This window comes from Paraburkholderia largidicola, from assembly GCF_013426895.1.
GTDB classification, from domain to species: domain Bacteria; phylum Pseudomonadota; class Gammaproteobacteria; order Burkholderiales; family Burkholderiaceae; genus Paraburkholderia; species Paraburkholderia largidicola.
The window spans coordinates 3,406,964-3,427,056 of sequence record NZ_AP023174.1; the positions used below are offsets into that span (position 1 = coordinate 3,406,964).

10 protein-coding genes, 6 tRNA genes and 2 rRNA genes are annotated in these 20,093 nt (G+C 58.6%); all 18 read right to left on the reverse strand.

Annotated elements, in window-relative coordinates:
• Positions 1-164: 164 nt before the first annotated feature.
• A complete protein-coding gene (gene recQ / locus PPGU16_RS15220) occupies positions 165-2,012 on the reverse strand; it encodes a DNA helicase RecQ (RefSeq protein WP_180720770.1) in 1,848 nt (615 codons plus the stop codon).
• 213 nt (positions 2,013-2,225) lie between these two features.
• Positions 2,226-6,467: a DNA-directed RNA polymerase subunit beta' gene (gene rpoC, locus PPGU16_RS15225; RefSeq protein ID WP_180720772.1), complete on the reverse strand. Its 4,242-nt coding sequence runs from the start codon at positions 6,465-6,467 to the stop codon at positions 2,226-2,228.
• A 21-nt stretch (positions 6,468-6,488) separates the two neighbouring features.
• Positions 6,489-10,595 (reverse strand): DNA-directed RNA polymerase subunit beta, encoded by a 4,107-nt coding sequence (gene rpoB / locus PPGU16_RS15230; protein WP_180720774.1) that lies wholly within the window; start codon positions 10,593-10,595, stop codon positions 6,489-6,491.
• 369 nt (positions 10,596-10,964) lie between these two features.
• On the reverse strand, positions 10,965-11,342 hold the full coding sequence (gene rplL / locus PPGU16_RS15235; protein WP_035988792.1) for a 50S ribosomal protein L7/L12: 378 nt from the start codon (positions 11,340-11,342) through the stop codon (positions 10,965-10,967).
• Positions 11,343-11,417: 75 nt separating this feature from the next.
• Positions 11,418-11,915: a 50S ribosomal protein L10 gene (rplJ, locus tag PPGU16_RS15240; protein WP_035988790.1), complete on the reverse strand. Its 498-nt coding sequence runs from the start codon at positions 11,913-11,915 to the stop codon at positions 11,418-11,420.
• A 302-nt stretch (positions 11,916-12,217) separates the two neighbouring features.
• The gene (rplA, locus tag PPGU16_RS15245; RefSeq protein ID WP_007578362.1) at positions 12,218-12,916 is read right to left on the reverse strand and encodes a 50S ribosomal protein L1; all 699 of its coding nucleotides are present in this window, start codon (positions 12,914-12,916) and stop codon (positions 12,218-12,220) included.
• Positions 12,917-13,348, reverse strand: a complete 432-nt coding sequence (rplK, locus tag PPGU16_RS15250) for a 50S ribosomal protein L11 (RefSeq protein WP_007578363.1) — start codon at positions 13,346-13,348, stop codon at positions 12,917-12,919.
• 150 nt (positions 13,349-13,498) lie between these two features.
• Complete coding sequence (nusG, locus tag PPGU16_RS15255) at positions 13,499-14,056, reverse strand: transcription termination/antitermination protein NusG (RefSeq protein WP_007578364.1); 558 nt, start codon at positions 14,054-14,056, stop codon at positions 13,499-13,501.
• Between the two features lies 1 nt (position 14,057).
• Positions 14,058-14,438 carry a preprotein translocase subunit SecE gene (secE, locus tag PPGU16_RS15260; protein WP_180720776.1) on the reverse strand — a complete coding sequence of 127 codons (381 nt, stop codon included), beginning with the start codon at positions 14,436-14,438 and terminating at the stop codon, positions 14,058-14,060.
• A 35-nt stretch (positions 14,439-14,473) separates the two neighbouring features.
• Positions 14,474-14,549, reverse strand: a tRNA-Trp gene (locus PPGU16_RS15265).
• 62 nt (positions 14,550-14,611) lie between these two features.
• Positions 14,612-15,802 carry an elongation factor Tu gene (gene tuf / locus PPGU16_RS15270; RefSeq protein WP_028371383.1) on the reverse strand — a complete coding sequence of 397 codons (1,191 nt, stop codon included), beginning with the start codon at positions 15,800-15,802 and terminating at the stop codon, positions 14,612-14,614.
• Positions 15,803-15,867: 65 nt separating this feature from the next.
• Positions 15,868-15,942: transfer RNA gene (locus PPGU16_RS15275), tRNA-Thr, on the reverse strand.
• Between the two features lie 20 nt (positions 15,943-15,962).
• Positions 15,963-16,036 (reverse strand) — tRNA-Gly (locus PPGU16_RS15280).
• A 46-nt stretch (positions 16,037-16,082) separates the two neighbouring features.
• Positions 16,083-16,168 (reverse strand) — tRNA-Tyr (locus tag PPGU16_RS15285).
• A 142-nt stretch (positions 16,169-16,310) separates the two neighbouring features.
• Positions 16,311-16,424: ribosomal RNA gene (gene rrf, locus PPGU16_RS15290) — 5S ribosomal RNA — on the reverse strand.
• A gap of 207 nt (positions 16,425-16,631) precedes the next feature.
• Positions 16,632-19,512: ribosomal RNA gene (locus PPGU16_RS15295) — 23S ribosomal RNA — on the reverse strand.
• A gap of 308 nt (positions 19,513-19,820) precedes the next feature.
• A tRNA-Ala gene (locus tag PPGU16_RS15300) sits at positions 19,821-19,896 on the reverse strand.
• A gap of 62 nt (positions 19,897-19,958) precedes the next feature.
• A tRNA-Ile gene (locus PPGU16_RS15305) sits at positions 19,959-20,035 on the reverse strand.
• Positions 20,036-20,093: the final 58 nt, after the last annotated feature.

Genomic DNA, 20,093 nt, shown 5'->3' on the forward strand with positions numbered 1-20,093 from the left:
ATGACGCGTTTTTGGCTACTGCTGACTTCCAGCCTCGACGTTTTGGCGACGAGCTTGCGCCGCACGCAATCCTGCCAAGAACCGGAACCTAGCATCATATTCCGAAAATCCCAAACGAGTCAACAGGTTGCACCGATCCGAAAGGGTTGGCGAACCGTGCTGGCTCAATCCGCAGCGACGACTTCGAGGAGTTCGTCGCCGAAACGGTCGAGCTTGCGCGCGCCCATGCCCGGGATGTGCCGCAAGTCGTCGAGGGATCCGGGGGAGTTGCGCGCGATTTCGGCCAGCGTCGCGTCGTGGAAAATGACGTACGCCGGTACGCCGTCGCTCCTCGCGGTTTCGGTGCGCCAGGCGCGCAGACGGTCCCAGCGCGCACGCTCACGTGAATTCATACCGGCGGTCGGATCGGCGCGCTCGCTTGTGCGTCCGGAAGATTGACGCGTGCGCACCGGCTTCACATAGCGGCGCATCGTCACTTGTTGCTCGCCTTTCAGAACAGGCTTGCTGGCTTCGGTCAGCACGAGTGCGCCGAAACCGTCGTGATCGACGGTGAGAAATCCGAATGCGACCAACTGGCGAAACACGGCGCGCCATTCATGCTCGGACAACGCCGCACCGATTCCGAATGTGCTCAGCTTCTCGTGCCCGCGCTGGAGAATCTTCTCAGTACGATTGCCGCGAAGGATGTCGATCAGATGTCCTGCGCCGAAATTGAATCCGCTGGCGCGCTGCGCGCGAAACGCGCATGACAGCGCCATCTGCGATTCACGCGTCGCATCCCACGACGCCGGCGGCTCGAGACAGGTATCGCAGTTGCCGCAGGGCTTGCCCTCTTCGCCGAAGTAAGCGAGCAGCCGCACGCGCCGGCACGTCGCCGTTTCGCATAAGCCGAGCAACGCATCGAGCTTGCCGGTTTGCACGCGCTTATGCGCATCGTCGGCTTCGGACTCGTCGATCATCTTGCGCTGCTGCACGACGTCGCCGAGACCGTAGGTCATCCACGCGTTTGCCGGCAAACCATCGCGGCCGGCACGGCCCGTTTCCTGGTAATAGCCTTCGACGCTCTTCGGCAAATCCAGATGCGCGACAAAGCGCACGTCCGGCTTGTCGATGCCCATGCCGAACGCGATCGTCGCGCACATCACGATGCCTTCTTCGCGCTGGAAGATTTCCTGATGCCGCTGACGCACTTCGAACTCCATCCCCGCGTGATACGGCAGCGCCCGCACGCCCTGCGCCTTGAGCCATTCGGCCGTCTCCTCGACCTTGCGGCGCGACAGGCAATACACGACACCCGCGTCAGTGGTGCCGTCAGTGCGCGTGTGTTCCGCGCGAATGAAGTCGAGCAGTTGCGAACGCGCGTTGTCCTTCTCGACGATACGGTATCGAATATTCGGCCGATCGAAGCTCGATACGAACACCCGCGCGTCGTCGAGCGCCAGGCGGTGGATGATTTCGTCGCGCGTGATCGCGTCGGCCGTGGCGGTCAAAGCGATGCGCGGCACCGAAGGGAACCGCTCGTGCAACACGGACAGCTGGATGTATTCAGGCCTGAAATCGTGGCCCCATTGCGACACGCAATGCGCTTCGTCGATTGCGAACAGTCCGATGCGCGCGCGTTCGAGCAGATCAAGAAAGCGCGGCGTCATCAGCCGCTCGGGCGCGACATACAGCAGATCGATTTCGCCTTCACGCAGCGCACGCTCCGTCGCGGCTGCATCGGCGCCCGACAGCGTCGAGTTCAGATACGCCGCGCGCACACCGACTTCCCTCAGCGCCGCCACCTGATCCTGCATCAGCGCGATCAACGGCGAGACGACGATGCCCGCGCCCAAGCCCGCCTCACGCCGCACCAGCGACGGAATCTGATAACACAGCGATTTGCCGCCACCCGTTGGCATCAACACCAGACAGTCGCCGCCCGAAGAAACGTGTTCGACGATTTCGCCCTGCTGCCCTCGAAACGCGGGATAACCGAAAACTTCGTTGAGGATCTGGAGCGAACGGGACATGAAGGAGAGAGTGAAGTGCGCGGAGCGGGTGACTCGAATTTTACCAACGCAATCGCACTTCGCCCGAGCTTTGTCGTGTAACTGACCATCCGGCAGAGTCCGAACGACATAGGCAAAAACGTGAATCCGATTGACGAAAAAAAACCGCCCGGTCGAAACCGGGCGGTTTTGCCAACAACCTTGCAGACATGGCGGCTTGCGCCGCCTGCCGGCTTACTCGTTGGTGTGCGGCGTTTGCTCGGCGGCCGGGGTTTCCGGCGTACCGAACTCGAAGGCCTCTTCTGCAGCGATCTGGTCGAAACGCTCGCGATCCGCCATTTCCTTGCTCTTGCGTGCCTTGTGGAACGCGAGCCCCGTACCGGCCGGAATCAGACGACCGACGATCACGTTTTCCTTCAGGCCACGCAGATCGTCGCGCTTGCCCATGATCGCCGCTTCCGTCAGCACGCGGGTCGTTTCCTGGAACGATGCCGCGGAGATGAACGAATCGGTCGAGAGCGACGCCTTCGTGATACCCAGCAGGATGTTCTCGTACGTTGCCGGACGCTTGTCTTCCGCGATCATGCGATCGTTTTCGTCCAGCATGTCCGAACGCTCGACCTGCTCACCCGGGATGAAGCGCGTATCGCCGTTGTCGCTGATCTGCACGCGACGCAGCATCTGACGCACGATCACCTCGATGTGCTTGTCGTTGATCTTCACGCCCTGCAGACGGTACACGTCCTGCACTTCGTCCACGATGTAACGCGACAGCGCTTCGATACCCTGCAGACGCAGGATGTCGTGCGGATCCGCCGGCCCGTCGACGATCATTTCGCCCTTGTTGACGACCTGACCATCGTGCACCAGAACCTGCTTTTCCTTCGCGATCAGGAACTCGTGCTGATTGCCTTCGAGGTCCGTGATAACGAGACGCTGCTTGCCCTTCGTGTCCTTACCGAACGACGTTGTACCCGTGACTTCCGCCAGGATACCTGCGTCCTTCGGCGAACGTGCTTCGAACAGTTCCGCCACACGCGGCAGACCACCCGTAATGTCACGCGTCTTCTGCGCTTCAGTCGGGATACGTGCGAGCACTTCACCCACCTGAACCTGCTGACCGTCCTTCACGGTGATCAGTGCGCCGACCTGGAAGCCGATCTGAACCGAGTGCTCCGAGTTCGGGATCTTGACTTCTTCGCCGTTCGCGTCGAGCAGCTTCACCTGCGGACGCACGCTCTTCGAAGCCTGCGAGCCGCGGCGCTTCACGTCGATCACGACCAGCGTCGAAAGACCCGTCACGTCGTCGATCTGCTTCGCGACCGTCACGCCTTCTTCGACGTTTTCGAACTTCACCGTACCGCCCCACTCGGTGATGATCGGACGCGTCAGCGGATCCCACGTGGCCAGTTGCGTGCCCGCCTTGATCTGCGCGCCGTCGAGTTGCAGCAGCGTCGCGCCGTACGGCACCTTGTGACGCTCGCGCTCGCGGCCGTGATCGTCGGTGATCATCGCTTCGCCCGAACGCGAAATGACGATCTGCTCGCCCTTCGCATTCGTCACGTAACGCATCGTCGACGTGAAACGCACCGTACCGTTCGACTTCGCTTCAACCGACGACGCCACTGCCGCACGCGATGCCGCACCACCGATGTGGAACGTACGCATGGTCAGCTGCGTGCCCGGCTCACCGATCGACTGTGCAGCGATCACGCCGACAGCTTCACCGACGTTCACCAGCGAGCCACGGCCCAGATCGCGGCCATAGCACGACGCGCACAGACCGTAACGCGTTTCGCAGGTCAGCGGCGTGCGCACGCGCACTTCGTCGATGCCCAGACGCTCGATCTCTTCAACCGAATCTTCGTCAAGCAGCGAGCCCGCTTCGTACAGCGTTTCCTGCGTTTCCGGATTGACGACGTCCGCCACCGCGACACGGCCGAGAATACGGTCACGCAGCGCTTCGACGACTTCACCGCCTTCCACGAGGGCCTTCATCGCCACACCGTTCGACGTGCCGCAATCGTCCTCGACCACCACGAGATCCTGCGTGACGTCGACCAGACGACGCGTCAGGTAACCCGAGTTGGCGGTCTTCAGTGCCGTATCAGCCAGACCCTTACGTGCACCGTGGGTCGAGATGAAGTACTGCAACACGTTCAGACCTTCGCGGAAGTTCGCGGTAATCGGCGTTTCGATAATCGAGCCGTCCGGCTTCGCCATCAGGCCGCGCATCCCCGCCAACTGACGGATCTGGACCGCGGAACCCCGCGCGCCCGAGTCGGCCATCATGTAGATCGAGTTGAACGATTCCTGACGCGTTTCGTTACCGTCGCGATCGACCACCGGTTCCGTGGCGAGCTGCTCCATCATCGCCTTGCCGACCGCTTCCGACGTTGCCGACCAGATGTCGACCACGTTGTTGTAGCGTTCCTGCGCGGTGACGAGACCCGACATGTACTGACGGTCGTATTCCTTCACCTTCTTCGCGGCGTCGCCGACGATCGTTTCTTTCTGCGGCGGCACGAGCATGTCGTCGACGCAGATCGAAATACCGGCGCGCGTTGCCAGGCGGAAGCCCGACTGCATCAGCTGGTCAGCGAAAATCACCGTCTCGCGCAGACCGCACTTGCGGAATGCCGTGTTGATCAGACGCGAGATTTCCTTCTTCTTCAGCGGCTTGTTCAGCACCGAGAACGGCAGGCCCGGCGGAAGGATTTCCGACAGGATTGCGCGGCCGACGGTCGTCGCGTACAGCGAGATCTTCGGCACGAACTTCGGTGCGCCTTCCGACGTGTCTTCGTTGTGGACCATTTCGGTGATCCGCACGTTGACGCGCGAGGCCAGCTCGACTTCCTTGTTCTCGTACGCGCGCAGCGCTTCCGACACGCCCGTGAACGTCAGGCCTTCGCCCTTGCCGTTGATCGCTTCGCGCGTCGCGTAGTACAGGCCGAGCACGATATCCTGCGACGGCACGATCGACGGATCGCCGTTGGCCGGGAACAGCACGTTGTTCGACGCCAGCATCAGCGTGCGCGCTTCCATCTGCGCTTCGAGCGACAGCGGAACGTGAACAGCCATCTGGTCACCGTCGAAGTCGGCGTTGAACGCCGCGCAAACGAGCGGGTGCAGCTGGATTGCCTTACCTTCGATCAGCACCGGCTCGAAAGCCTGAATGCCAAGTCGGTGCAGCGTCGGCGCACGGTTCAGCATGACCGGATGCTCGCGGATCACCTCTTCGAGGATGTCCCACACCACCGGCGTCTGGTTCTCGACTTCCTTCTTCGCAGCCTTGATGGTGGTAGCAACACCCATCACTTCCAGCTTGTTGAAGATGAACGGCTTGAACAGTTCGAGCGCCATCAGCTTCGGCAGACCGCACTGATGCAGCTTCAGCGTCGGGCCGACCACGATGACCGAACGGCCCGAGTAGTCGACGCGCTTACCCAGCAGGTTCTGACGGAAACGACCGCCTTTACCCTTGATCATGTCGGCGAGCGACTTCAGCGGACGCTTGTTCGCGCCCGTCATCGCCTTACCGCGACGGCCGTTGTCCAGCAGCGAATCGACAGCTTCCTGCAGCATCCGCTTTTCGTTGCGGACGATGATTTCAGGCGCCTTCAGTTCGAGCAGACGCTTCAACCGGTTGTTACGGTTGATCACGCGGCGATACAGGTCGTTCAGGTCCGAAGTCGCGAAACGACCGCCGTCCAGCGGAACCAGCGGACGCAGTTCCGGCGGCAGCACCGGCAGCACTTCGAGAATCATCCACTCGGGCTTGATGCCCGAACGCTGGAATGCCTCGAGTACCTTCAGACGCTTCGCGTACTTCTTGATCTTCGCTTCCGAACCCGTGTTCTTCAGCTCCGAGCGCAGCGTTTCGACCTGCTCGTCGATGTTGATCGCGCGCAGCAGTTCGCGCACGCCTTCCGCGCCCATTTCAGCGCGGAATTCGTCACCGTACTCTTCGACCTTATTGTAGTAATCCTCTTCCGTCATGATCTGACGCGCCTTCAGCGGCGTCATGCCCGGATCGATCACCACGTAGGCTTCGAAGTACAGCACGCGTTCGATGTCGCGCAGCGTCATGTCGAGCACCATGCCCAGACGCGACGGCAGCGACTTCAAGAACCAGATGTGCGCGACAGGCGAGGCCAGTTCGATGTGGCCCATGCGTTCGCGACGCACCTTCGCGAGCGTCACTTCGACGCCGCACTTCTCGCAGATCACGCCACGATGCTTCAAGCGCTTGTACTTGCCGCAAAGGCATTCGTAGTCCTTGATCGGACCGAAAATCTTCGCGCAGAACAGACCATCCCGCTCCGGCTTGAAGGTGCGGTAGTTGATCGTTTCCGGCTTCTTGACTTCACCGAACGACCACGAACGGATCTTGTCCGGCGAGGCCAGACCGATCTTGATCGCGTCGAAAACTTCTTCCTGTTGGACTTGCTTGAATAGATCGAGCAGAGCTTTCATTGCTTTCTCTCCGTAGTCCGATTAGTTGCGGTCGAGGTCGATGTCGATACCGAGCGAGCGGATTTCCTTCACCAGCACGTTGAAGGATTCCGGCATGCCCGCGTCGATCACGTGATCGCCCTTCACCAGGTTCTCGTAAACCTTGGTCCGGCCCGTCACGTCGTCCGACTTGACCGTCAACATTTCCTGCAGCACATACGATGCGCCGTAGGCTTCGAGCGCCCACACTTCCATTTCACCGAAGCGCTGACCACCGAACTGCGCCTTACCACCCAGCGGCTGCTGCGTGACCAGCGAGTACGGACCCGTCGAACGCGCGTGCATCTTGTCGTCGACCAGGTGGTGCAGCTTCAGGTAGTGCATGTAGCCAACCGTCACCGTACGTTCGAAGGCTTCACCCGTGCGGCCGTCATACAAACGCACCTGGTTCTTCGACTTCGTCATGCCAAGGTTCTGCGCGATGTCGTCCGGGTAGGCCAGATCCAGCATGCTGGACATTTCCTCTTCCGTTGCACCGTCGAACACCGGCGTTGCGAACGGCACGCCTTCGCGCAGGTTCTTCGCGAGCTCGAGGATTTCGTCGTCGGAGAAGCTTTCCAGCTCTTCCGCACGGCCCGACTCGTTGTAGATCTTGGTCAGGAACTTGCGAACTTCTTCGATCTTCGCCTGACGCTGCAGCATTTCGCCGATACGCCAGCCCAGACCCTTCGCGGCCCAACCCAGATGCACTTCGAGAACCTGACCCACGTTCATCCGCGACGGAACGCCCAGCGGGTTCAGCACGACGTCAGCCGGACGGCCATCGGCCATGTACGGCATGTCTTCGATCGGAACGATCTTCGACACGACACCCTTGTTACCGTGACGGCCTGCCATCTTGTCGCCAGGCTGCAGACGGCGCTTCACAGCCAGGTACACCTTGACCATCTTCAGCACGCCCGGCGGCAGTTCGTCGCCTTGCGTGAGCTTCTTGCGCTTCTCTTCGAACGCGAGGTCGAACTGGTGACGCTTCTGTTCGATCGAATCCTTGATGGCTTCGAGCTGGGCCGCTGCTTCTTCGTCCGCCAGGCGGATGTCGAACCAGTGGTAGTGATCCAGATCTTCCAGGTAAGCGCGTTCGATCTTCGTGCCCTTCGCGAGCTTCTTCGGACCGCCGTTCGCAACCTTGCCTTCGAGCATACGCGCGAGACGCTGGAACGCGTCGCCTTCCACGATACGCAGCTGGTCGTTCAGGTCGAGGCGATAGCGCTTCAGTTCATCGTCGATGATCTGTTGCGCACGCTTGTCGCGCTGGATGCCTTCACGCGTGAACACCTGCACGTCGATCACGGTGCCGCTCATGCCCGACGGCACGCGCAGCGACGTGTCCTTCACGTCCGACGCCTTCTCGCCGAAGATCGCGCGCAGCAGCTTTTCTTCCGGCGTCAGCTGGGTTTCGCCCTTCGGCGTGACCTTGCCGACCAGCACGTCGCCTGCTTCGACTTCCGCGCCGATGTACACGATGCCCGACTCATCGAGACGGCCAAGCTGCACTTCCGCGAGGTTCGAAATGTCGCGCGTGATTTCTTCCGGTCCGAGCTTCGTGTCGCGAGCTACGACATTCAGTTCTTCGATGTGGATCGACGTGTAACGGTCGTCCGCAACAACCTTCTCCGAGATCAGGATCGAGTCTTCGAAGTTGTAGCCGTTCCACGGCATGAACGCGACCAGCATGTTCTGGCCAAGCGCCAGTTCACCGAGGTCCGTCGAAGCGCCGTCAGCCAGCACGTCACCGCGCGCAACCTTATCGCCGACCTTCGCGATCGGACGCTGGTTGATGTTCGTGTTCTGGTTCGAACGCGTGTACTTGATCAGGTTGTAGATGTCGACACCGACGTCGCCAGCCACCGCTTCATCGTCGTTCACGCGAATCACGATACGGCCTGCGTCGACGTAATCGACCACACCGCCGCGCAGCGCTTGCACGGTCGTGCCCGAGTCGACAGCCACCGTACGCTCGATACCCGTACCGACGACCGGCTTTTCCGGACGCAGACACGGCACAGCCTGACGCTGCATGTTCGAGCCCATCAGTGCACGGTTCGCGTCATCGTGCTCGAGGAACGGAATCAGCGATGCTGCCACCGACACGATCTGCGACGGCGCCACGTCCATGTACTGGATGCGGTCCGGCGTGACCATCAGCGTTTCGCCCGCTTCACGCGACGAAACGAGTTCGTCGGTCAGCGTGCCGTCTTCAGCCACTGCCGCGTTCGCCTGAGCGATCACGTAACGGCCTTCTTCGATTGCCGACAGATAGTCGATCTGGTCCGTGACCTTGCTGTCCGTCACCTTGCGATACGGCGTTTCGAGGAAGCCGTATTCGTTCAGGTGCGCGTACAGAGCCAGCGAGTTGATCAGGCCGATGTTCGGACCTTCCGGCGTTTCAATCGGACACACGCGGCCATAGTGCGTCGGGTGCACGTCGCGGACTTCAAAGCCAGCGCGCTCACGCGTCAGACCGCCCGGGCCAAGTGCCGAGACACGGCGCTTGTGGGTGATTTCCGACAGCGGATTGGTCTGGTCCATGAACTGCGACAGCTGCGACGAACCGAAGAACTCGCGAATCGCCGACGAAATCGGCTTCGAGTTGATCAGGTCGTGCGGCATCAGGTTTTCGCTTTCGGCCTGGCCGAGGCGTTCCTTCACTGCACGTTCGACACGCACGAGACCCGCACGGAACTGGTTCTCCGCCAGTTCGCCGACGCAACGCACACGACGATTGCCCAAGTGGTCGATGTCGTCCACTTCGCCCTTGCCGTTACGCAGTTCGACGAGGATCTTGATCGTCGCGAGGATGTCGTCGTCCTGCAGCGTCATCGGGCCGACGATTTCGTCACGGCCGACACGGCGATTGAACTTCATACGACCCACCTTCGACAGGTCGTACGCTTCTTCGCTGTAGAACAGACGGTTGAACAGCGCCTCGACGGCTTCTTCCGTCGGCGGTTCGCCCGGACGCATCATCCGGTAAATCGCGATACGCGCGGCCATCTTGTCGGCCGTTTCGTCGATACGCAGCGTCGACGAGATGTACGGACCCTGGTCCAGATCGTTCGTGTAGAGCGTCTGGATGTCCTTGATCTTCGCTTCGCGCAGCTTTTCGAGCACGCTTTCGGTGACTTCGTCGTTCGCGTTCGCGATCACTTCGCCCGTGTCGCCATCAACGACGTTCTTCGCCAGCACGCGGCCGAGCAAATAATCTTCGGGGACCGAAATGTATTTCGTCTTCGCGTTTTCGAGGTCGCGAATGTGCTTCGCGTTGATACGCTTGTCCTTCTGGACGATGACCTTGCCGTCGCGATCCGTAATGTCGAAGCGCGCGACTTCACCGCGCAGACGCTCCGGCACGAACTCCATCTGCGCGCCTTCCGGCATCAGTGTGAAGTTATCGAACACGAAGAAGTTTGCGAGGATCTGTTCCGGCGTCAGGCCGATTGCCTTCAGCAGGATCGTGACGGGCATCTTGCGACGACGGTCGACGCGGAAGTACAGCACGTCCTTCGGGTCGAATTCGAAGTCGAGCCACGAGCCGCGGTAAGGGATGATCCGTGCCGAAAACAGCAGCTTGCCGGAGCTGTGCGTCTTGCCCTTGTCGTGCTCGAAGAACACACCAGGCGAACGGTGCAGCTGCGACACGATCACACGTTCCGTGCCGTTGATGACGAACGAGCCAGTCGGCGTCATGAGCGGAATTTCGCCCATGTACACTTCCTGCTCCTTCACTTCCTTGACGACGGGCTTGCTCGGCGATTCCTTGTCGAGCAGCACCAGACGCACCTTCGCTCGCAGCGCCGAGCAGTAAGTCAGACCGCGCTGCTGACATTCCTTGATGTTGAATGCCGGCGGCGACAGCATGTAGCTGACGAACTCTAGACGAGCGAAGCCGTTATGCGAAACAATGGGGAAAACTGAGGTGAACGCAGCTTGCAGACCTTCCGGTTTGCGCTGCACCGTGGGCACTTCTGCTTGCAGAAACGTGCTGAATGATTCAAGCTGGGTAGCCAGCAGGAAAGGTACTTGGTGAACGATGGGGCGCTTCGCGAAACTCTTGCGAATACGCTTCTTCTCGGTGAAGGAATATTGCATACGATCTCCGAATCACGGCGGGCATTGTTGTCGAGGCGGGATACCTTGATGTGACAACCCGAGTGTTCACCGACTGAGACCCGTTGGCCGTCCGATGGCTTGAACGAGCCTAGAAGCTTGGTGGTTGGCCGCTACCAACCGCTGGCTGACGGCAGCGGATGCCTGTGTTGCCCGCTACCCGACCAAACTTGCCTTCTGCAGTCGCTTCAGAAGACAAAGAGAAGCGCCAGTCGAACTTGCCGAACGGCGATTTTCTTTGGCTTCTGGGAGTACGTTTTTGCCGAAACTTGCGCGCCAAAACGTCGTTCCCACAAAGCACAAAAAGGCCGGCGGTGGAAAACCGCCAGCCTTCGCACAGCGCGCCGAAACTTACTTGATTTCAGCCTTCGCGCCGGCTTCTTCCAGCTTCTTCTTGGCTTCTTCAGCAGCAGCCTTCGGTACCGCTTCCTTAACAGGCTTCGGTGCACCGTCGACCAGGTCCTTCGCTTCCTTCAGGCCCAGGCCCGTCAGTTCGCGAACTGCCTTAATCACGGAAACCTTGTTTGCGCCCGTTTCGGTCAGGATAACCGTGAACTCGGTTTGCTCTTCAGCAGCAGCAGCGCCGCCGCCTGCGCCTGCGGGGCCAGCAACTGCAACAGCAGCAGCCGACACGCCAAACTTCTCTTCGAATGCCTTGACCAGTTCGTTCAGTTCCAGAACCGACATCGCGCCTACGGCTTCGAGGATGTCTTCTTTTGCGATTGCCATTTGAAATACTCCTAAATTGAATTCGGATACAGCCAGCGATCAATTACGCTCGACTGAAGTGCGTCGATGCACTGCTTACGCAGCTTCGCTTTCCTTCTTTTCTGCCAGCGCGGCCAGAGCACGCGCGAAGCCAGAAACAGGAGCTTGCATAACGAACAACAGCTTGGAGAGCAGTTCCTCGCGGCTCGGGATGTTGGCCAGCGCTTGCACGCCTGCCTTGTCCATCACCTTGCCTTCGTAGGAACCGGCCTTGATGACCAACTTGTCATTGCTCTTGCTGAAGTCATTGACGACCTTAGCAGCAGCAATTGCATCTTCCGAGATGCCGTAGATCAGCGGACCAGTCATCTGCTCAGCCAGCGGAGCAAACGGGGTACCTTCGACAGCGCGACGCGCCAGCGTGTTCTTCAACACGCGCAGATACACCTGTTGCTCGCGCGCTTTCGCGCGCAGCTTGGTCAGATCGCCAACCGTGATCCCACGATACTCAGCCAGAACCACGGTCTGAGCTTTCGCGACTTGCGCGGAAACCTCAGCTACAACGGCCTGCTTACTTTCTTTGTTGAGTGGCACGGTTAACCTCCAGATTCGATGCACTTGGCAAATGCCTCGCACATCGCGTTCAACAACGGCGTCCGACCAGTCAGGAGTACTTCGACCGCTCGAGATCCACATGGCTGTGGGGATCGAACGGCTTCACCACTTCAAAACTTTTTCGGGTTCGCCATCTGCGTTGGCTTGAATTAAGGAAGCACCCAACTGCTGCGCCTCCACCAACGGTCTTTGACAACCGGCCGCCAGATCGAGACTGCAATCTTGCGACCGCCCAAAGCCCTTAAATCCGCCCCGGCCTTCCGACCAGGGCGGCTAAAACTTTACTGTGCTGCCAGCGTTGCCTGGTCGACGCGAACGCCAACACCCATGGTGCTCGACAGTGCGATCTTGCGCAGGTACACGCCCTTGCTCGTTGCCGGCTTCGCCTTTTGCAGCGCTTCGACCAGCGCGCTCAGATTCGAACGCAGAGCCGTCGGCTCGAACGATGCGCGACCAATGGTTGCGTGGATGATACCGGCTTTGTCGACACGGAACTGAACCTGACCGGCCTTTGCATTCTTGACTGCCGTCGCGACGTCAGGGGTGACCGTACCGACCTTCGGGTTCGGCATCAGGCCGCGCGGGCCGAGGATCTGGCCCAGCGTACCGACAACGCGCATCGTGTCCGGCGAAGCGATCACGACGTCGAAATTCAGGTTACCGGCCTTGACCTGCTCAGCCAGGTCTTCCATACCGACGATTTCAGCGCCGGCTGCACGAGCCTGCTCAGCCTTTTCGCCTTGGGCGAACACAGCAACGCGGACCGACTTACCGGTACCAGCCGGCAGAACGACCGAACCACGAACGACCTGGTCCGACTTCTTCGCGTCGATGCCGAGCTGCACTGCAACGTCGATCGACTCGTCGAACTTCGCGCTTGCGCATTCCTTCACGAGCGACAGGGCCTCGTCGATCGCGTACAGCTTTTGACGATCAACCTTGTTTGCAAATGCTTGCAGACGCTTCGAAAGCTTAGCCATTTACACGCCCTCCACGGTGATGCCCATCGAGCGGGCGCTACCAGCGATCGTACGAACCGCCGCGTCCAGATCAGCTGCCGTAAGATCCGGCATCTTGGTCTTGGCGATTTCTTCAGCTTGAGCGCGCGTGATCTTGCCGACCTTGTCGGTGTGCGGCTTGCTCGAACCCTTGTCCAGCTTCGCGGCCTTCTTGATCAGGACGGTAGCGGGCGGCGTCTTCAGAACGAACGTGAAGCTCTTGTCCGCGAACGCGGTGATGACGACCGGAATCGGCAGACCCGGCTCCATCGCTTGAGTCTGCGCGTTGAACGCCTTGCAGAACTCCATGATGTTCAGGCCGCGCTGACCCAGAGCCGGACCGACCGGCGGCGACGGATTGGCTTTACCTGCAGGAATCTGCAGCTTGATAAAGCCGATGATTTTCTTTGCCATGTGAAAAACCTCTTTAGAACGCTAGTGCGTTCGATGAGTAGTAACGCGCCCTCGTCAAACTCCGACTACCGACGCTCCTCAACGGCCATTACGCGGACCGTAAGCGCGAAAGACGGACCGCGCCGTTTGGCGCGATCCGCGAAACCTGAGTTACAACTTTTCGACCTGACCGAACTCTAGTTCGACTGGCGTCGCGCGACCGAAAATCGTCACAGATACACGGACACGCGACTTTTCGTAATTCACTTCCTCGACGCTGCCGTTGAAGTCGGTGAAAGGACCGTCCTTCACGCGAACCATCTCGCCCACTTCAAACAGGGTCTTCGGGCGCGGCTTCTCGACGCCTTCCTGCATCTGCGACATGATTTTCTCGACTTCCCGCGGGGAAATCGGGCTCGGACGATTACGCGCACCGCCCACGAAACCAGTCACCTTCGCCGTGTTTTTCACGAGGTGCCACGTCTCGTCCGTCATCTCCATTTCAACGAGCACATAGCCCGGAAAGAAACGACGTTCGGTCACCGACTTGTGGCCACCCTTCACCTCGACGACTTCTTCCGTCGGGACGAGAATCTGGCCAAATTTGTCCTGCATGCCGGCACGCTCAATGCGCTCTTGAAGCGCACGTTGCACGCTCTTCTCCATGCCGGAGTAGGCGTGCACCACGTACCAACGTTTTCCGCTCGGGGATGCCGGAATATCACTCATATCATTTCCAACCCAGAATCGCCGAGAAAATTGTCCACTCGATGGATTTATCACAAATCCAGAGGAACACCGCCATGATCAGTACGAATCCGAAAACTACCAAAGTCGTTTGACTCGCTTCCTTGCGGGTCGGCCAGACAACTTTGCGGACTTCTTTGTATGAATCTTTGGCGAACGCGATAAAACCTTTGCCGGGCGCTGAGAGAAGACCGACTGCGACGCCTGCGATCAGCCCGACAGCCAGAGCTGCTCCGCGGACGTACCACTCTTGGCCATTCAGCCAGAAGAACCCCACGAACCCAGCCAAGACCAACAATACGCCGGCGACGAGCATGAGCTTGTCGTTGGAAGTATTAACAGTTTCGACGGAAGGATTCGCCATAACACCTTAACGAGCGTCACATACGACGCGAGAGTTGGCAGGGGCAGAGGGAATCGAACCCCCAACCTTCGGTTTTGGAGACCGACGCTCTGCCAGTTGAGCTATACCCCTAAACCATTGGGGTTGGCGGCATCGCCAACCCCGAAACAACCGATCAACGAGAACTAGCTGGCTTACTCGATGATCTTGGCGACGACACCTGCGCCGACGGTACGGCCACCTTCGCGGATTGCGAAGCGCAGACCTTCTTCCATCGCGATCGGCGCGATCAGCTTCACCGTGATCGACACGTTGTCGCCCGGCATCACCATTTCCTTGTCCTTCGGCAGCTCGATCGAGCCCGTCACGTCCGTCGTACGGAAGTAGAACTGCGGACGGTAGTTGTTGAAGAACGGCGTGTGACGGCCGCCTTCGTCCTTGCTCAGCACGTACACTTCAGCCGTGAAGTGCGTGTGCGGCGTGATCGAGCCCGGCTTGGCCAGCACCTGGCCACGCTCCACGTCTTCACGCTTCGTGCCGCGCAGCAGGATACCGACGTTGTCGCCTGCCTGACCCTGGTCGAGCAGCTTGCGGAACATTTCCACGCCCGTGCAGGTCGTCTTCACCGTCGGCTTGATACCGACGATTTCGATTTCCTCGCCGACCTTGACGATGCCGCGCTCAACGCGACCCGTCACCACCGTGCCACGACCCGAGATCGAGAACACGTCTTCCACCGGCATCAGGAACGCGCCGTCCACTGCGCGCTCCGGCGTCGGGATGTACGTGTCCAGTGCGTCGGCCAGGTTCATGATCGCCACTTCGCCCAGCTCGCCCTTGTCGCCTTCGAGCGCCAGCTTCGCCGAACCCTTGATGATCGGCGTGTCGTCGCCCGGGAAGTCGTACTTCGACAGGAGTTCGCGCACTTCCATTTCGACCAGCTCGAGCAGCTCGGCGTCGTCGACCATGTCGCACTTGTTCAGGAACACGATGATGTACGGCACACCGACCTGACGCGCCAGCAGGATGTGCTCACGCGTTTGCGGCATCGGGCCGTCTGCAGCCGAGCACACCAGGATCGCGCCGTCCATCTGCGCGGCGCCCGTGATCATGTTCTTCACATAGTCAGCGTGGCCCGGGCAGTCGACGTGTGCGTAGTGGCGGTTAGCCGTTTCGTACTCGACGTGTGCCGTGTTGATCGTGATGCCGCGCGCCTTTTCTTCCGGCGCTGCGTCGATCTGGTCATACGCCTTTGCTTCGCCGCCGAACTTTGCCGTCAGCACCGTCGTGATCGCTGCCGTCAGCGTGGTCTTGCCGTGGTCAACGTGACCGATCGTGCCGACGTTCACGTGCGGCTTGGTCCGCTCAAACTTACCTTTGGCCATTTTCGACTCCTAAGAGGATTTTTCCGTACGTTGCGCCGGGCGCAAACCATCACTTTGGTACTAGCTGGTGCCCATGGGCAGGATCGAACTGCCGACCTCTCCCTTACCAAGGGAGTGCTCTACCACTGAGCCACATGGGCGCTACATCTACTTTGCTTGCTGGAGCGGGTGAAGGGAATCGAACCCTCGTCGTAAGCTTGGAAGGCTTCTGCTCTACCATTGAGCTACACCCGCAAGGATCTATCGATTCCCGACAACTGCCTTACAGCACTTTGAAATCTGGTGGAGGAGGTTGGATTCGAACCAACGTAGGCGTAAGCCAACAGATTTACAGTCTGCCCCCTTTAGCCACTCGGGCACCCCTCCGCAGAGAACTGATGATTATGGGGGAGCGATTACATCTTGTCAAGTGGCTCTTGACCGCTCGAAACCCATAGGCTCTCACTTATAGTAGAGAGCAAACGCCAAGACCCCGCTTTTGAGGGCGGGGTCCTGGTTGATATAGGGAGCCTGACGATTACCTACTTTCACACGGGCAATCCGCACTATCATCGGCGTGGAGTCGTTTCACGGTCCTGTTCGGGATGGGAAGGGGTGGGACCGACTCGCTATGGTCATCAGGCTTTGACGGGTTGCTGCGTCGCGGTTTTGCGCGCCACAGCCAATCTGGAAGAAGCGTAAAGAGGGGGGTTGTGTTGTTTAATCTGGCACAACACTGATCTCAACCTGTGTGTCCTGATACCTCCTCTGGAGGTTCACAGTATCCCCTTCGGGGATCGGACCAGCGTAAGCGCTGAAGCGCTAACGCTGGTCGAGACACACCTGTTATAGGATCAAGCCTTACGGGCAATTAGTATCAGTTAGCTTAACGCATTACTGCGCTTCCACACCTGACCTATCAACGTCCTGGTCTTGAACGACCCTTCAAGGGGCTCGAAGCCCCGGGGATATCTCATCTCAAGGCGAGTTTCCCGCTTAGATGCTTTCAGCGGTTATCTCTTCCGAACATAGCTACCCGGCGATGCCACTGGCGTGACAACCGGTACACCAGAGGTTCGTCCACTCCGGTCCTCTCGTACTAGGAGCAGCCCCCTTCAAATATCCAGCGCCCACGGCAGATAGGGACCAAACTGTCTCACGACGTTTTAAACCCAGCTCACGTACCTCTTTAAATGGCGAACAGCCATACCCTTGGGACCGGCTACAGCCCCAGGATGAGATGAGCCGACATCGAGGTGCCAAACACCGCCGTCGATATGAACTCTTGGGCGGTATCAGCCTGTTATCCCCAGAGTACCTTTTATCCGTTGAGCGATGGCCCTTCCATACAGAACCACCGGATCACTATGACCTGCTTTCGCACCTGCTCGACTTGTCGGTCTCGCAGTTAAGCACGCTTATGCCATTGCACTATCAGCACGATTTCCGACCGTACCTAGCGTACCTTCGTACTCCTCCGTTACACTTTGGGAGGAGACCGCCCCAGTCAAACTGCCCACCATGCACTGTCCCCAACCCGGATCACGGGCCAAGGTTAGAACCTCAAACAAACCAGGGTGGTATTTCAAGGACGGCTCCACGCAAACTGGCGTTCACGCTTCATAGCCTCCCACCTATCCTACACAGATCGGTTCAAAGTCCAATGCAAAGCTACAGTAAAGGTTCATGGGGTCTTTCCGTCTAGCCGCGGGGAGATTGCATCATCACAAACACTTCAACTTCGCTGAGTCTCGGGAGGAGACAGTGTGGCCATCGTTACGCCATTCGTGCAGGTCGGAACTTACCCGACAAGGAATTTCGCTACCTTAGGACCGTTATAGTTACGGCCGCCGTTTACCGGGACTTCAATCAAGAGCTTGCACCCCATCATTTAATCTTCCGGCACCGGGCAGGCGTCACACCCTATACGTCCACTTTCGTGTTTGCAGAGTGCTGTGTTTTTATTAAACAGTCGCAGCCACCAGTTTATTGCAACCCCTTCACCCTTTGCCCGCAGGGGCATCAAGCTACAGGGGCGTACCTTATCCCGAAGTTACGGTACCAATTTGCCGAGTTCCTTCTCCCGAGTTCTCTCAAGCGCCTTAGAATACTCATCTCGCCCACCTGTGTCGGTTTGCGGTACGGTCAATGTGAAACTGAAGCTTAGAGGCTTTTCCTGGAACCCCTTCCGATTGCTTCGCTTCCGAAGAAGCTCGCGCCACGCCCTTGAATTCCGTGCCCGGATTTGCCAGAGCACCTTCTCCAACGCAGCGACCGGGACTTCCAACACCCGGACAACCTTCCGCGATCCGTCCCCCCATCGCATTTCACACTGGTGCAGGAATATTGACCTGCTTCCCATCAGCTACGCATTTCTGCCTCGCCTTAGGGGCCGACTCACCCTACGCCGATGAACGTTGCGTAGGAAACCTTGGGCTTACGGCGAGGGGGCCTTTCACCCCCTTTATCGCTACTCATGTCAGCATTCGCACTTCCGATACCTCCAGCACGCTTTTCAACGCACCTTCGCAGGCTTACGGAACGCTCTCCTACCATGCACATAAATGTGCATCCGCAGCTTCGGTATATGACTTAGCCCCGTTACATCTTCCGCGCAGGACGACTCGATCAGTGAGCTATTACGCTTTCTTTAAAGGGTGGCTGCTTCTAAGCCAACCTCCTGACTGTTTTAGCCTTCCCACTTCGTTTCCCACTTAGTCATATTTGGGGACCTTAGCTGGCGGTCTGGGTTGTTTCCCTCTTGACACCGGACGTTAGCACCCGATGTCTGTCTCCCGTGATTGCACTCTTCGGTATTCGGAGTTTGCTATGGCGAAGTAATCCGCAATGGACCCTTCAACCATGACAGTGCTCTACCCCCGAAGGTGATACACGAGGCACTACCTAAATAGTTTTCGGAGAGAACCAGCTATTTCCAGGTTTGTTTAGCCTTTCACCCCTATCCACAGCTCATCCCCTAACTTTTCAACGTTAGTGGGTTCGGACCTCCAGTACGTGTTACCGCACCTTCATCCTGGCCATGGATAGATCACCTGGTTTCGGGTCTACACCCAGCGACTGAATCGCCCTGTTCGGACTCGCTTTCGCTACGCCTGCCCTAATCGGTTAAGCTCGCCACTGAATGTAAGTCGCTGACCCATTATACAAAAGGTACGCCGTCACCCCTTGCGAGGCTCCGACTGTTTGTATGCATGCGGTTTCAGGATCTGTTTCACTCCCCTCCCGGGGTTCTTTTCGCCTTTCCCTCACGGTACTGGTTCACTATCGGTCGATCACGAGTATTTAGCCTTGGAGGATGGTCCCCCCATCTTCAGACAGGATTTCACGTGTCCCGCCCTACTTGTCGTACACCTAGTTCTTCCTCGCTGTTTTCGCCTACGGGGCTATCACCCACTATGGCCGCACTTTCCAGAGCGTTTGGCTAACAACGAAGATAAAGAGTACAGGCTGGTCCCATTTCGCTCGCCACTACTTTGGGAATCTCGGTTGATTTCTGTTCCTGCGGTTACTTAGATGTTTCAGTTCACCGCGTTCGCTTCACATGGCCTATGTATTCAGCCATGGATGACCCATACGGGCCGGGTTTCCCCATTCGGATATCGGAGGATCAAAGCTCGTTTGCCAGCTCCCCTCCGCTTTTCGCAGGCTACCGCGTCCTTCATCGCCTGTGATCGCCAAGGCATCCACCACATGCACTTGTTCGCTTGACCCTATAACGGGTGTGTCTCTCAGTGATTGCTCACCGGATAACATCCGCTACAGGTTGAGTATTCGCGTTGTGCCGTATTCCAGGTTCGTCTTTCGATGAACTCAAAAAATACATTGATACAATCACAACCCTGATTCACCTACTCACGCGCCCATCTCTAAGCACGCTTTCGTGAATCTCTTTACTACTTCTTCCTGATTGTTAAAGAACGACAGCCGATATAAGGCGCTATGCCTTAAATCACTTGCTGACTGGCTCAATTGCCAATGCTTAATGCTCAGTTCGCACTGAACGCTAGGCATTGGGAATTGGTGGAGGATGACGGGATCGAACCGACGACCCCCTGCTTGCAAAGCAGGTGCTCTCCCAGCTGAGCTAATCCCCCAGTCATACAGCGCACAGGGCATATCCAGCCAGCTACATCAGCAACCACACCAGACAAGGCAATGGTGGGTCTGGATGGATTCGAACCATCGACCCCCGCCTTATCAAGACGGTGCTCTAACCGACTGAGCTACAGACCCCTGAGCCTGTCTTCAATTAACAGCCGACAAGTGTGAGCGCTCAACTTTGAGACGCGAA